This is a genomic window from Myxococcus sp. MxC21-1 (assembly GCF_032612255.1).
Lineage (GTDB): Bacteria > Myxococcota > Myxococcia > Myxococcales > Myxococcaceae > Myxococcus > Myxococcus virescens.
Genome location: NZ_CP123278.1, coordinates 7,352,860 through 7,365,588, shown reverse-complemented (window position 1 = coordinate 7,365,588; position 12,729 = coordinate 7,352,860). Strand labels below are relative to the sequence as shown.

Here is a 12,729-nt window from a genome sequence, read left to right as displayed (position 1 = left end):
GCCAGAAAGCAGGAGAGATGGAGACTTCCGCCCGCCAACTCCGTCCAGCGCCGCCCGGTCCCTGGGGCGTCGTCATCGCGCTCGTCATCATGGGCGCGTGGGGTGGGCACCTTGCCTGGGCGCTGACACGAGCGGAGCTGCCGTGGGCGGAGCCGCTCACCTGGCTGCACGTCGCTCTCCAGGCCTGGCTGTGTACGGGCCTCTTCATCACCGGCCACGACGCCATGCACGGCACGGTGTCTAGCCGGCGCTGGGTGAACGAGGCCGTGGGCACGGTCGCCTGCTTTCTCTTCGCGGGGCTGTCCTACCGTCGGCTGGTGGTGAACCACCGTGCCCACCATGCCCGACCCACGAGCGAGGCGGACCCGGACTTTTCCATCCACAGCCAGTCCTTCTGGCCGTGGCTGGGCACCTTCATGGCCCGCTACACCACGCTGCCCCAGCTGGGGGTGATGGCGGCCAAGTTCAACGTGCTGCTCTTCCTGGGCGTCTCCCAGCCACACATCCTCGGCTATTGGGTGCTGCCCTCGGTGCTGGGCACGTTGCAGCTCTTCTACTTCGGCACCTACCTGCCGCACCGGCGCCCGGAGACGCCGGACATGGCCCCGCACCACGCGCGCACGCTGCCGCGCAATCACCTGTGGGCCCTGCTGTCGTGCTTCTTCTTCGGCTACCACTGGGAGCACCACGAGTCCCCGGGCACGCCCTGGTGGCGGCTGTGGCGCCTGAAGGACGCCCGTGCCCGTGAGGCCGCGCTGACGCAGAGCACCGGGACGCTCCCGGGACAGGAAGGCACTGCCCGGTAACGCGCGGGCGGCCCGGGCCGTTATACAGGGGCCATGCGCGACAAGCCGCCCGCTGAGCCGCCCAGCTCCGAAGTCACCCCCGAGAAGACGTACCTCCGCCGGCGCGAGCTGCTGAAGAACGCGGGCCTCTTCGCGGGCACGGCCGTCGCCGTCGCCGGAGGGCTGCACCTGCTGGGCCGCAAGCAGACGCGCCCCATGGACCGCTTCGTCCCGGACGCGGGCCTGGTGGAGCAACCGGTGGCGCAGGCGATGGGCCCCTTCGACACGGACGAGCCGCGCACGCCCTACGAGGACGTCACCACCTACAACAACTTCTACGAGTTCGGCTTCGACAAGAACGACCCGGCCCGCTTCGCGCACACGCTGAAGCCGAGGCCGTGGAGCGTCGTCATCGACGGCGAGGTGCACAAGCCTCAGACGGTGGACGTCGAACAGCTCACGTCCTGGTTCTCCCTGGAGGAGCGCGTCTACCGCATGCGCTGTGTGGAGGCCTGGTCCATGGTGATTCCGTGGCTGGGCTTCCCGCTGGCGGCGCTGCTCCAGCGCGTGGAGCCCACCAGCCACGCGAAGTACGTCGCCTTCACCACGCTGCTGGACCCGGAGCAGATGCCGGGCCAGCGCCGCGCCCTGTTGGATTGGCCGTACACGGAAGGACTGCGCCTGGACGAGGCGATGAACCCGCTCACGCTGCTGGCCACGGGGCTCTACGGCCGGCAGCTGCCCAACCAGAACGGCGCGCCGCTGCGGCTCGTGGTTCCCTGGAAGTATGGTTTCAAGGGCATCAAGTCCATTGTCCGCATCCGCCTCACGCGGGAGGAGCCCATGACGACGTGGCGCCTGTCCGCGCCGCGCGAGTATGGATTCTACGCCAACGTGAATCCTTCCGTGCCCCATCCGCGCTGGAGCCAGGCCAGCGAGCGCCGCATCGGTGACTTCGAGCGCCGCCCCACGCTGCCCTTCAACGGCTACGCGGAGCAGGTGGCCCATCTCTACACCGGCATGGACCTGCGCCGGTTCTACTGAGTCCCCGCGCCATGGCCTCGTCTCCGTATCCCTGGCTCAACCCCGCGCTCGTCGTGGGGGGCCTGTCTCCGTTGCTGATGCTCGCCATTCAGGGCCCTCGGGGCGAGCTGGGGCCCAACGCGATTGAAGCCGCGCTCCACCAGACGGGGCTGCTGGCGCTGGTGCTGCTGGTGGCCTCGCTGACGTGCACGCCGCTGCGGCTGGTGGCGGGGTGGACGTGGCCCGCGCGCGTGCGCCGCACGCTGGGCCTCTTGGCCTTCACCTACGCGGTGGCGCACTTCCTCGTGTACGCGGTGCTGGACCAGGGGCTGGCGTGGGGCGCGCTGTGGGCGGACGTCACCGAGCGCCCCTTCATCACCGTGGGCTTCGCCGCGCTGGTGCTGCTGGTGCCCCTGGCCGTGACGTCAACGAACCGGTGGGTGCGGCGGCTGGGCTTCCCGCGCTGGCAGCGCCTGCACCGGCTGGCCTACGTGGCCGCGGCGCTGGGCGTGGTGCACTTCGTGTGGCGCGTGAAGAAGGACGTCACCGAGCCGCTCATCTACGGCGCGGTGCTGGCGCTCCTGCTGGCCATCCGCGTGGGTGAAGCCATGCGAAAACGCCGGGCCCGCGCCGCTGCGGCGGCCCGGAACCCGGCGTGAGTGAAGCGGCGCCCAGAGGGGCGCGGCGTGCTACTTGCGCGGCAGCGGGAGGATGGTGTCCACCAGCGTCATGAGCTGCGCGCAGCTCACCGGCTTGCGGACGAAGGCGCTGATGCCGGCCTTCTGGCCCAGCGCGCGTACCTCCGCCACGTTCGGGTCGCCCGTCATCATCAGGATGGGCACCTTGGCCAGACGCGGGTTGGCGCTGGCGCGAATCTGCGCGGCGAAGTCCGCGCCGTTCATCCCATCCATGTGGAAGTCCGTGAGGACCAGGTCCACCGGCTCCGCTTCCGACACCTTGAGGCCTTCCTCGGCGGACTCCGCTTCGAGGAACTCGAAGTTGCGAGCCATGAGGTAGATCTTCAGCAGCGTGCGGATGGAGCGGCTGTCATCCACCAACAGCACGCGCTGCGGAGCCGTGCCCGTGGCGGGGCGCGCGCCCAGGGGGCGGGTCGTCTCCGTCGTGCTGCGGAGGGGGAGGGGCTCGGGGAGGGTTCCGGCCTTCATCGGATCATCAACCTCAATTGGGGCAGTTCCCCGGGGAACGGCGATCATGTTGGCGGATGGAGCGTCCGAAGTCAAAGCACCGCCACTCAGGGAACCTCCAGGAAGAAAGCCTGACTTTCCACAGCAGGAAGCCCCAGTCCAGACGCGAGGGCGGGTGCCAGTTCATTGGGCACACGCCATGTCTGTCCACTGGGTTGGATCAACACCACCGCGTAGCGACCTCGGGGCAGCTCACGCAGCGGAACGGGGTTGGTAGGTACCCGGGCATCCAGTGCCTGGGGTCGCACTTCCACCACCAGCTCCGGAACGACGGCGCCTTCCATGCGAGGGTTGCCGTTCTCGTCGGTGAGTGCGGCGGTGATGCTGTCTGGCACCAGGCGCGCGTTGAGCACGACGACATCCGGTACGCCGTCCTGGGAACCATCGGCGCGGGCGTAGTCCACGCCGGTGTCATCCGGGACGCCATCACGGTCCAGGTCGTTCTCGTCCACCAGGTTGCTGGCGTCGTCCGCCAGCTTGCGCACCACCACGCGCGGCCAGAAGCCATCGGGGGTGCCGTCGTTGTCTGCGTCCAGGTAGCTGACGGCGAAGCCTTCCGGGCGCTGGTCCACCGCGCCGTCGTGGAGGGACAGCGGCTGGAGGCGCAGCTGTTTCACCGAGCTGCCCAACTGCCCGTCACCCTGCACCACCTGGAAGGTGGGCCGGTCCCTCACCACGCGCGCGGTGTCGGAGAAGCTCACCGCCACGCCGGTGAGGGGCTGCGGCTGGCCGTCCGCGTCCGCCACGACTTCCACCGTGAGTGGTCTGCCGGTCGCGTCCACCGCCGCGCCACCCACGTCACCCGCGTTGGGCTCGCTGGTGACGCCGTACCAGGGGTTGAAGTCGGACCGGCGGCAGTCCGCGCCCGCGTCCGAGCCGCAGCCGTTCGTGTCGATGAAGCCGCGGAGCATGTAGCGGCCTTCGGGCACCAGGCTGAAGCTGAAGGGCGCGACGAAGGGGCCGGGCGTGTCACCCGCCAGCGCCGGGCCGAAGAGCTGCTCGGCGGGGATGACGGTGAAGGTGATGGGGCGGCCGGTGCCCTGCGGCGGCGGAGGCCGGTCCGCGTCGTAGAGGAACACCACCGCGTTGCCACGCGCGCGTGACTGCACCACCAGGTTGCCGTCGATGCGCGCGTTGCGCGTGTTCTGCCGCACGTCGGCGGTGGGCACCACAGGCGGTGCATCGCAGCCGAGTCCGAGCACGGACGCGAGGGCGAGGCCACCAGCGGCCCGCTTCCAGGAGGACAGGGTGGGGCGGCTCATGGAGTCACCGTCAGGGTCGCGTAGACGCGCCGCTCGATGCGATTGCCAAAGGGATGCTGTGAATGCGCGCCGCCCAGGTGGCTGCCCACCAGCGCGACGGTGACGGTGTCCTTGACGGCCATGTAGCCCACGCGCGCGTTCACCACGGTGTAGGCGCGCAGCGGGTTGGACACCAGTTCGATGCGCGTGGGGTCCGCGGCGGCGGGCTCGCGCTCAATCCACGTGGAGGCGGAGGTGTAGGCCGCGTCCACGCCGAACTCCAGGTCCGCGCGTGAGCGGTAGGTGAGGCCGCCGTACAGCCGGAACTGCGGCGCCTGGTTGCACGGGCCGCACTCGGCCGCCGACTCGCGGTCCGACGTCACGTCCTGCAGCGACGCGCTCAACTTCAGTCCCAGGCCGTCCACCGGCGCCAGGGTGACGCCCGCTTCGGCGCCGCGCGCGGTGTAGATGGCGTCCTCGTTCTGGAAGGACGAACTGCCCAGCAGGTACGAACCGGTGCCCGGGTCATACGACTGGCCCGGCGGCAGCCGCGACACCCCGGACAGACCGATGAGGTCTCTCACCGTGTTCTGGTACACGGCCACGTCCAGGTCGATGCCCAGCTCCGGGGCCTCGCCGCGCCAGCCCAGCTCGAAGGCGGTGAGGCGCTCGGGGCGCAGTTGCTGATTGCCGGTGGTGAGCGTGCTGACGCCGTTGATGCCCGGCACGGGCACCGTCAGCTGCGTGTAGCTCTCCAGGAACGTGGGCTCACGGAAGGCGGAGGCCGCGCTCGCGCGGAAGGCGTGGTTTTCGAAAGGCTTGAACAGCGCGGAGATGCGCGGCGAGTGCGCCAGGCCCGGGCGGCCCAGGTTGAGCAGCGGGTGCCGGTCCACGCGGTAGCTGGCCACCAGCGCCAGCGGCTCCACGATGCGCCACTCGTCCTGGACGAAGAAGGCCGCGTGCACCTGCTCGCGCAGCGGGCCCAGGTAGTCTCCCCAGTCCACGCGCTTGAGGCGACCCTCCACGCCAATGTTGAGCTGGTGCGTGCCCGCGAGCTCGAAGTCGCGCGCGAAGAGCAGCTCGGCGTTGAAGAGGTTGGAGTTGAGCGACGTCACCAGCGAGCGCTGGCCCGTGGCTTCATACTGGGGACCCGCGTCGCTGGAGATGTGGTTCCAGAACGTCTTCAGCTTCAGCGGCCCCAGCTCCACGTCGCCCTTGGCGAAGGCGTTGACGCCGTCGATGAAGTAGTTGCGCAGCAGGCCTGGCGGATAGATTTCCGTGGTGAAGCGATTCACGCCGCCGGACAGGCCCACCTGGCGCCCTTCGGCGAAGGTGTACACGGCGGACAGCGACGCGCGCGCGCCGCGAGCGCCCAGGTCCGGGTCGGGGCCGCGCAGCGTCACGTCCGGCAGGCCGCTGGCGTAGTCCCGGCTCCACTTGTCCGTCTGCGAATAGCCCGCCGCCGCCCGGTAGCGCATCGCGCCCGAGCCGCCGTGGCTGACGAAGGAGCCCGCGGCGGTGTTGCCGGTGCCTCCGGTGACGTTGAACTGCGCGCGCGGTCCGGTGCCGGGCGCGCGGGTGATGATGTTGACCACGCCGAGCATGGCGTTGGCGCCGTACAGCGCGCTGCCCGGGCCGCGGATGACCTCGATGCGCTCAATCTCCTCCAAGCTGATGGGGATGGAGGACCAGATGGTGAGGCCCAGGAAGTCCTGGTACTCCGTGCGGCCGTCGACCAGCACCAGCACCTTGTTGGCGATGCGTTGGTTGAAGCCACGCAGCGACACGTTGGCGCTGCCCACGCCCAGGGCCATGACGTCCGCGCCGGGCACGCGCCGCAGCAGCTCCGGCAGCGACGTGGCGCCCGACAGGCGGATGTCCTCGGCGGTGATGACGGTGGTGGCGTTGGGCGCGTCCAGCGAGGACTGCGCGCGGCGGCTCGCCGTCACCACGCGCTCTTCGTAGGGCACCGCGCCCAGGTCCACGCCGCCGACCGTGTCGTCCGAACTGGCGGAGGCGACGCCGCTGGGCGTCAGGCCGGGAATGGTGGCGCTCCCCACGGGCATGGCCTCGGCCCGTTCAATGGCCTTCTCCAGCCGCTCCAGCAGCGCGCTCAGCTGCTGCTGCGACTGCATGCCCGCGGGGGCGGCGGCATGGGCAGCGACGACGGGTCCTGCGCGGCGGCGGCCTGTGCTTCCTCGGCCTTCAGCTTCTCCTCCAGCGCGGCCACCGTGGGCAGCACGGAGGCCGCGTCCGGCGGATTGCTGGCGAGGTAGCGCTGGTACACCTCCAGCGCCGCCTTCGACCGGCCCGAGTCCTGGTAGGCGCGGGCGATGTTGAAGAGGACGTTGGGGTGCGGCTTGATGGCGTAGGCGGCTTCGAGCTCGGCGATGCCCGCGTCGTACTGCTTCTGGGCGATGAGGCTCATGCCGCTGCGGAAGTGGCGCCGGGCCTCAAGGCGGGCGTCCGCCAGGGCCTCCCCCGCGCACAGACACATCGCGAGGAGCCCCGCTCGTTTGAAGGCTGTCAGGGTTTTCAATTGTACGGGTCGTCCTTGTAGGGCGACGAGTCTGGGGCCTTTCCAGGCCGCGTGCTCGCCTTCTTCTTGGGCTGGAGCTTCTGCGTGAAGCGCTCTTCGGGGCCCGCGCCCCTGGCGACGGCGCGGGCGCGCTGGTAGCCGTCCAGGGTGAAGGTCAGCGCCGCTTCCGCTACGCCGCCCGCACCTGGTACCACCTCGAGGTTCAGGGGCGTCTCGCCCAGGTCCTTCCCCTGGTACGTCACGCGCGCGCCCATGGGGTCGCTGACGATGAGGAAGCGCACCGGCTCCACGGTGGGCCGCCTCAGCGGCGCCAGGGCCAGCTCCTCGTCGGACGCACCTACCGCGGACTCCGCGGGCGGGAGGGCGGCCTCGGGCGCGTTGGCTTCGGGCACGGCCTGGGCGGTGGCGGGCGGTGGCGGAGGGACGATGGGCTGGGTGGGGCGCATCGCCACCATCAGGGCCACGCCAAGGCCCACCAGCAGCGCGCCGCCGCCGAGGATCATCCCCAGCGGCTTGCGGCCCTTGACCGGCGCCTCCTCCACGGAGATGTCCAGCGCCACGGTGGCGGGACCGGAGCCGGCCGCGCCGTGGGGGCCACTTCCGTGGGGCCCGCTGATGGGGCCGCTGCCACCGACGCCGCTGATGCCCGCGCCCGCGAAGCGTGCGCCACTGAAGGCGCCGCTGACGCCCACCGTGGACATGGTGCGGCGCATGGCCTCCATCACCTCGTCCATGGACTGGTAGCGCTCCGGTGGCGTCTTGGCGAGGCACTTCATCACCAGGGCCTCCACCTCTCCGGGGATGCCATGGTTGGGGTAGAGCGAGCCGAAGGCGGGCGGCAGTTCGTTGATGTGCTTGACGATGACGTCGATGCTCTGCGCGGCCAGGAAGGGCGGCCGCCCCATCAGCATCTGATAGAGCACCACGCCCAGGCTGTACACGTCACTGCGCGGGTCGGCGATGTTGCGCGCCTGCTCCGGCGCCATGTACTGCGGCGAGCCCAGGATGATGCCCGCCTGCGTGATGGACGTGTCCTGTGACACGGGCGCCGCGTCGCCGATGAAGGACTTCACCAGGCCGAAGTCGAGCACCTTCACCACGTCGTGGTCCGTCTCCTGATTGAGGACCATGACGTTGGCGGGCTTGAGGTCGCGGTGGATGAGGCCGACCTTGTGCGCCTCGCGCAGCGAGCGGGCGATCTGCTGGGTGATGTTGAGCGCGCGCGGCCACGGCAGCGGACCCATCTGCGTGAGGAGCTGGCCCAGCGTCAGCCCCTCCAGGTACTCCATGGCGATGTAGTAGATGCCGTCTTCCGTCTTGCCGTAGTCGATGACGGTGACGGTGTTCGGGTGGCGCAGCTTCGCGGTGACGCTGGCCTCCAGGAAGAAGCGCTTCTGGAAGCCCGGGTCCTTGCCCTCTCCGTACTGCGGGTTGAGCACCTTGAGCGCCACCAGCCGGTCCAGCGGTGACTGCACGGCCTTGTAGACGCGGCCCATGCCTCCGGCGCCAAGCGTCTCCAGGATGCGGAAGCGCTCGTTCAGGACCCGGCCCAGCATCGGGTCCGCGACGTCGGGGGGGGCGCCATTCGTCGGGGCGTTGCTCTCCATCATGACTGCCCCCACCGACCGGTGAGGCACGTGACACGCCGGTCGAACATGAGGGCAGATGCTAACACTGCAATCGTCCACCTCCCAAGCGACCTGCCGGGTTGGCGCAGTGCGCCACCGGCCGAGAATCCGGCTCGGGCGCGACAACGTTTCACAGGTGACACACGTGCGCCGTGGCGTGACTGGGAGTGCGGAGAAAGCCCGGTCCACGCGCGCGGACGCGTGCTACGGACACGTAGCGCGGCGGTGGCCGCGTTAGGGTGCGGCCCCGTATGAATGCCCGCCTGTCCGAGCTGCTCTCCGGTGCGCCGCCCTATCCCCGCCGCGTCGTGTGCCTCACCGAGGAGACGACGGAGGTGCTCTACCGCCTGGGCGCGGAGGCGCTGGTGGTGGGCGTGTCCGGCTTCACCGTGCGTCCGCCCCAGGCGCGCAAGAAGCCGCGGGTCAGCTCGTTCCTGGACGCGAACTTCGAGCGCATCCTGGAGCTGAAGCCGGACCTGGTGCTGGGCTTCTCCGACTTGCAGGCGGACATCGGCCGCGAGCTGGCGAAGCGGGGCGTGCCCGTCTACCTGTTCAACCAGCGCTCGCTCGCGGAAATCCTGCAGTCAGTGCGGCTGACGGGCGCGCTGGTGGGGCGGCCGGAGGCCGCGGAGGCGCTGGCCACCGAGCTGACCGCGAACCTGGAGCGGCACGCGGACGCGGCGGAGTCGCTTCCACGCCGGCCGCGCATCTTCTTCGAGGAGTGGCATGAGCCGCTCATCTCCGGCATCCGCTGGTGTTCGGAGCTGGTGGAGCTGGTGGGCGGCGTGGACGTGTGCCGGGAGTCGCGCGCGTCGCAGGGGGCGCAGGGCCGCATCTTCGCGCCGGAAGAGGTGGCGCGGCGCGACCCGGAGGGCGTCATCGCCAGCTGGTGCGGGCGCAAGGCGAAGCGGGAGAAAATCGTCGCCCGCCCCGGGTGGACCGGGGTCCGGGCGGTGGTGGATGACCAGCTCTACGAGGTGAAGAGCTCGCTCATCCTCCAGCCGGGGCCAGCCGCCCTGTCGGACGGCGTGGACCGGCTGGCGAAAATCGTCGCGGCGGTGGCGCGGGGCGAGAAGCTGCCGCCCCTGCGCGCGGGGAACTGCGCTCCGCGGGGGCCTAGAAGTCCTTCACGCGGTCCGCGAGCGCCGAGTCCTCGACGAAGGCGTTGGAGTTGCCCTGGATGGTGGCGATGCGGCGGTTGCGCTCGATTTCGGCGGCGTCCACCGTGTCGAGCTTGTTCCACGCCTTGAGCGCCGCCTCCTCGTCGCTGGGGATGGCCTTGTTGTAGGTGGCGGAGAAGTAGAACATCGCGCGCGCCACGTTGCCCTTGTGGGCGTCGGGCGGCTCGAAGACCATGTTGCCGCGCGCGTCGGTGCCCAGCTTGGCGCCGTTCTGGCTCCACCGCACGTTGACCACTTCGCCGAACGGGAAGCTGCTGCGGCGGGAGTTGGCCTTGCTGTCGGTGGGGTAGAGGTGGTGCAGGTCGCTCTTCGCCGCACCCGTGGCGCCCTTCGACTGGGGCCAGGTGTGCTCGGTGTTCATCACCGAGTTGTTGGGAATCTTGCCGCCTTTGACTTCGGCGCCCGTGTAGACGCAGACGACGTTGCCGTTCTCGTTCACGTCCAGGCTGGAGAACATCAGCCGGCGGGCCTCGTTGTAGCTGACCACCTTCTTGCCGGACGAGTAATCCTGGAGCGCGTCCAGCAGCGCGCCGTCGCGCAGGCCCTCGAAGAGGCCACCTTCGGGCTCTTCCGGCGCCTCGGGCTCCGTCACCGGCGTCTGCGGGGCGATGTCCAGGCCCCACGACTTCAGCGTGCCGGTGTCGCCGCGCGCCACGTCCTGCACTTCCAGCGTCCAGGTGCCCTTCGTGGGCTCGCCCTTGAACGCGGACAGGTCGAAGGCGCCCGTCAGGTCATCCGACGAGCCTCCCTTGCGGTTCGACACCACCGCGCTCTTGCCGGACGGCGAGGTCAGCGTCACCTTCAGGTCGCCCCGGTAGGTGTGCTCGATGTCCAGGTTGAGCTTGAGCGACTCCACCGTGGCGTCCTCGGGGACGTCGATGGTGCTCTCGATGGTGGTGTGGTCCTTGATGTCCGCGTTGGGCGTCGTGCTGTGGACCAGCGACGCCGCCCGTGTACCGGCCGCGGCCTTCGGGTGGGAAGCCGCCGCCTGCGTCGCGGTGGGCGTCTGGGGAACGAAGACTGCGCCGAGCTTCGTCAGCATCGAAGGCGTTGTGCCCTCGAGTCCCGGCCGCGCGGGCTGGAACGAGCTGGTGGCCGCGGAGGCGGTCGTCCGGGGGGAGGACGTCGTCTCACGGGCGTTTTCGGTGGTCGGGCGAGCGAGGAGGGGCGAGCGGCGGGGGCCGACGACGCTGGTCATGCCGTCATTATCCACCCAGTGGGCTTCGCGGTTGCTTCCCCCATGTATATTTTCGACGCGACCGTGAAAGCTGGAAATCCAGCGATGTGACAGAGCGCGGCATTGTCCAGGGGGCAATGCCGCGGCTCATGACAGGATGCCTTGCGTGCCGCTTTCGCTGCCTGTGTTGCTCGTCGCCACGTTTCTCGCGGCCGCGCCTTCCTCGTCGGAAGCGTCGTCTGACGCGCCGGCGCAGGGGCTCGCGTCGGCCATCGACAACTACGAGGACGCGCTGATTGACGAGGCCCTGGCCCGGCATGGACGGGTGCTGGAGCCGGCGCCGGAGGGCAAGATTCTGGAAGAGGTGTTGGTGGCCACCGAGGACGTGGTGGCCGCAATCGACCCCTTCCCGGACTTCCTCAACATCTTCCATGCCCGGACGCGGGACGACGTCGTCCGGCGCGAGGTGCTGCTCCAGGTGGGGGCGCCGTACTCGGAGGTGCTCGCCCAGGAGACGGCGCGCAACCTGCGCGGGCTGCGCCTGTTCTCCATGGTCCGCCTGGTGGCGGTGAAGGGGCGCACGCCGGACTCGGTGGCGCTGATGGCCGTCACCAAGGACATCTGGTCGCTGCGGCTCAACAGTGACTTCGCGGCGGTGGGCTCGCTGCTCCAGTACTTGAAGTTGCAGGGCACGGAGCAGAACTTCCTGGGGCGCGGCAAGCGCATCGCCGTGGACTTCGTGCTGCGGCAGGACACCCTCAGTCTGGGGCAGAGCTACACCGACCCGCGCGTGCTGGGCAGCCGCTGGTCGCTGAGCGAGTCCATCGCCGTCATCCAAGGGCGGGAGACGGGCAAGACGGAGGGCTCGCGCGGCAACTTCGCGGTGAGCCGGCCCTTGTACTCGCTGTCCACGCCGTGGAGCGCCAGCGCCTCCGTGTCCTGGAACGTGGAGACCAGCCGTGTCTACCGGGGCGCGTCCATCTGGCAGCTGCCATTCCCGGGCGGGCCCGCGGTGCCCTACATCTACCGGACCGAAGAGGTGGTGGGCGGCCTCTCGTACACGCGCTCGATGGGCACCCGCTACAAGTGGAACGTGGGCGGCACGGTGGGGGCCTACCATTACGCCTACGGCGCGCCGCTGGCGTCCGGCCTGTCCCCGGAGCAGTCGGAGTGGTTCAACCGCAACTACCTGCCGCGCGCCGAGGACGCCGGCTACGTCGGCCTGAGCCTGCGCGCCTTCGACGCGCGCTACGAGGTGCTGCGGGACGTGGACTCGTACGTCCTGGCCGAAGACTTCCAGATGGGCCACTGGGTGGCGGCCACCCTGCGCTACGCGCCGCCGGTGTTTGGCGAGCAGAGCCACTTCGTCGAAGGTGGGCTGGCGCTGCGCTACCGCCTGCGGCTGGGGGACACGCTCACCACCGCCTCCCTGTCGGGCGCCGTCCGCCGGCCGCTGGGGCCTGGGGGCGCGTGGACCAACCGGCGCTGGGCGGCGGAGTTGATTGAAGTGTCGCCCAAGGTGCTGGGCGGGCGCTTCGTGGCGCGCGGGCTGCTGGACGTGAATATCGACGACCTGTTCGACCGCATCCACCTGCTGGGCGGCGCCAACGGCCTGCGCGGCGCGGGCGCGGATGCGTACTCCGGCCGGCGGCTCCTGCTCTTCAACCTGGAGTACCGAAGCCGCCCCATCGTCGTGAAGACGGTGCACCTGGGCGGCGTGCTCTTCTGGGACGCGGGCAGCGCCTTCAATGACCAGCCCGCCATGGTGCACACGGTGGGCATGGGCCTGCGGCTGCTCTTCCCGCAGTTCAACGTCCTGCCCTTCCGCGTGGACTTCGGCTACGTGCTCAATGACGCCCGGCCGCCGGTGGGCAGCCGCTTCTCCTTCGCGGGCGGGCAGATGACGGACGTGCGGCCCAACTTCATGGAGACGCCGCTGTAGCGCACGGC

The 12,729-nt window shown here is 70.0% G+C and carries 8 protein-coding genes and 2 pseudogenes; 5 read left to right on the top strand and 5 right to left on the bottom strand.

Annotation, left to right across the window (positions count from 1 at the left end; all coding sequences use genetic code 11):
• The first annotated feature begins 17 nt into the window (after positions 1-17).
• The 3 genes from QEG98_RS32735 to QEG98_RS32725 are packed head-to-tail and all read left to right on the top strand — an operon-like array spanning position 18 to position 2,467.
• Complete coding sequence (locus tag QEG98_RS32735; RefSeq protein WP_316564065.1) at positions 18-806, top strand: fatty acid desaturase; 789 nt, start codon at positions 18-20, stop codon at positions 804-806.
• 33 nt (positions 807-839) lie between these two features.
• A complete protein-coding gene (msrP, locus tag QEG98_RS32730) occupies positions 840-1,829 on the top strand; it encodes a protein-methionine-sulfoxide reductase catalytic subunit MsrP (RefSeq protein WP_316564064.1) in 990 nt (329 codons plus the stop codon).
• 11 nt (positions 1,830-1,840) lie between these two features.
• Positions 1,841-2,467 (top strand): protein-methionine-sulfoxide reductase heme-binding subunit MsrQ, encoded by a 627-nt coding sequence (locus tag QEG98_RS32725; RefSeq protein ID WP_316564063.1) that lies wholly within the window; start codon positions 1,841-1,843, stop codon positions 2,465-2,467.
• Between the two features lie 30 nt (positions 2,468-2,497).
• Here the strand turns inward: QEG98_RS32725 and QEG98_RS32720 are convergent, their stop codons facing one another.
• The 4 genes and pseudogenes from QEG98_RS32720 to QEG98_RS32705 form a co-directional block, all read right to left on the bottom strand.
• Complete coding sequence (locus QEG98_RS32720) at positions 2,498-2,974, bottom strand: response regulator (RefSeq protein ID WP_011555995.1); 477 nt, start codon at positions 2,972-2,974, stop codon at positions 2,498-2,500.
• Between the two features lie 86 nt (positions 2,975-3,060).
• The gene (locus tag QEG98_RS32715) at positions 3,061-4,275 is read right to left on the bottom strand and encodes a hypothetical protein (protein ID WP_316564062.1); all 1,215 of its coding nucleotides are present in this window, start codon (positions 4,273-4,275) and stop codon (positions 3,061-3,063) included.
• Positions 4,272-6,751: pseudogene (locus QEG98_RS32710) on the bottom strand (TonB-dependent receptor domain-containing protein). The gene QEG98_RS32715 and the pseudogene QEG98_RS32710 overlap by 4 nt, the downstream one beginning before the upstream one ends.
• 38 nt (positions 6,752-6,789) lie before the next feature.
• On the bottom strand, positions 6,790-8,403 hold the full coding sequence (locus QEG98_RS32705) for a serine/threonine-protein kinase (protein ID WP_316564061.1): 1,614 nt from the start codon (positions 8,401-8,403) through the stop codon (positions 6,790-6,792).
• Positions 8,404-8,672: 269 nt separating this feature from the next.
• Between QEG98_RS32705 and QEG98_RS32700 the strand changes: the two are divergent.
• A pseudogene (locus QEG98_RS32700) lies at positions 8,673-9,350 on the top strand (ABC transporter substrate-binding protein); the annotation flags it as partial.
• A gap of 187 nt (positions 9,351-9,537) precedes the next feature.
• Here the strand turns inward: QEG98_RS32700 and QEG98_RS32695 are convergent.
• The gene (locus tag QEG98_RS32695; RefSeq protein ID WP_410477877.1) at positions 9,538-10,644 is read right to left on the bottom strand and encodes an endonuclease; all 1,107 of its coding nucleotides are present in this window, start codon (positions 10,642-10,644) and stop codon (positions 9,538-9,540) included.
• A 292-nt stretch (positions 10,645-10,936) separates the two neighbouring features.
• On the opposite strand from QEG98_RS32695, the gene QEG98_RS32690 reads away from it, so the two are divergent.
• Positions 10,937-12,721: a BamA/TamA family outer membrane protein gene (locus QEG98_RS32690; protein WP_316564059.1), complete on the top strand. Its 1,785-nt coding sequence runs from the start codon at positions 10,937-10,939 to the stop codon at positions 12,719-12,721.
• The last annotated feature ends 8 nt before the right edge of the window (positions 12,722-12,729 follow it).

Coding starts and splice junctions, on each gene's coding strand:
- QEG98_RS32720 (WP_011555995.1), bottom strand. CDS start 2,974: ATGAAGGCCGGAACCCTCCCCGAGCCCCTCCCCCTCCGCAGCACGACG.
- QEG98_RS32695 (WP_410477877.1), bottom strand. CDS start 10,644: ATGCTGACGAAGCTCGGCGCAGTCTTCGTTCCCCAGACGCCCACCGCG.
- QEG98_RS32735 (WP_316564065.1), top strand. CDS start 18: ATGGAGACTTCCGCCCGCCAACTCCGTCCAGCGCCGCCCGGTCCCTGG.
- QEG98_RS32715 (WP_316564062.1), bottom strand. CDS start 4,275: ATGAGCCGCCCCACCCTGTCCTCCTGGAAGCGGGCCGCTGGTGGCCTC.
- msrP (WP_316564064.1), top strand. CDS start 840: ATGCGCGACAAGCCGCCCGCTGAGCCGCCCAGCTCCGAAGTCACCCCC.
- QEG98_RS32690 (WP_316564059.1), top strand. CDS start 10,937: ATGCCTTGCGTGCCGCTTTCGCTGCCTGTGTTGCTCGTCGCCACGTTT.
- QEG98_RS32705 (WP_316564061.1), bottom strand. CDS start 8,403: ATGATGGAGAGCAACGCCCCGACGAATGGCGCCCCCCCCGACGTCGCG.
- QEG98_RS32725 (WP_316564063.1), top strand. CDS start 1,841: ATGGCCTCGTCTCCGTATCCCTGGCTCAACCCCGCGCTCGTCGTGGGG.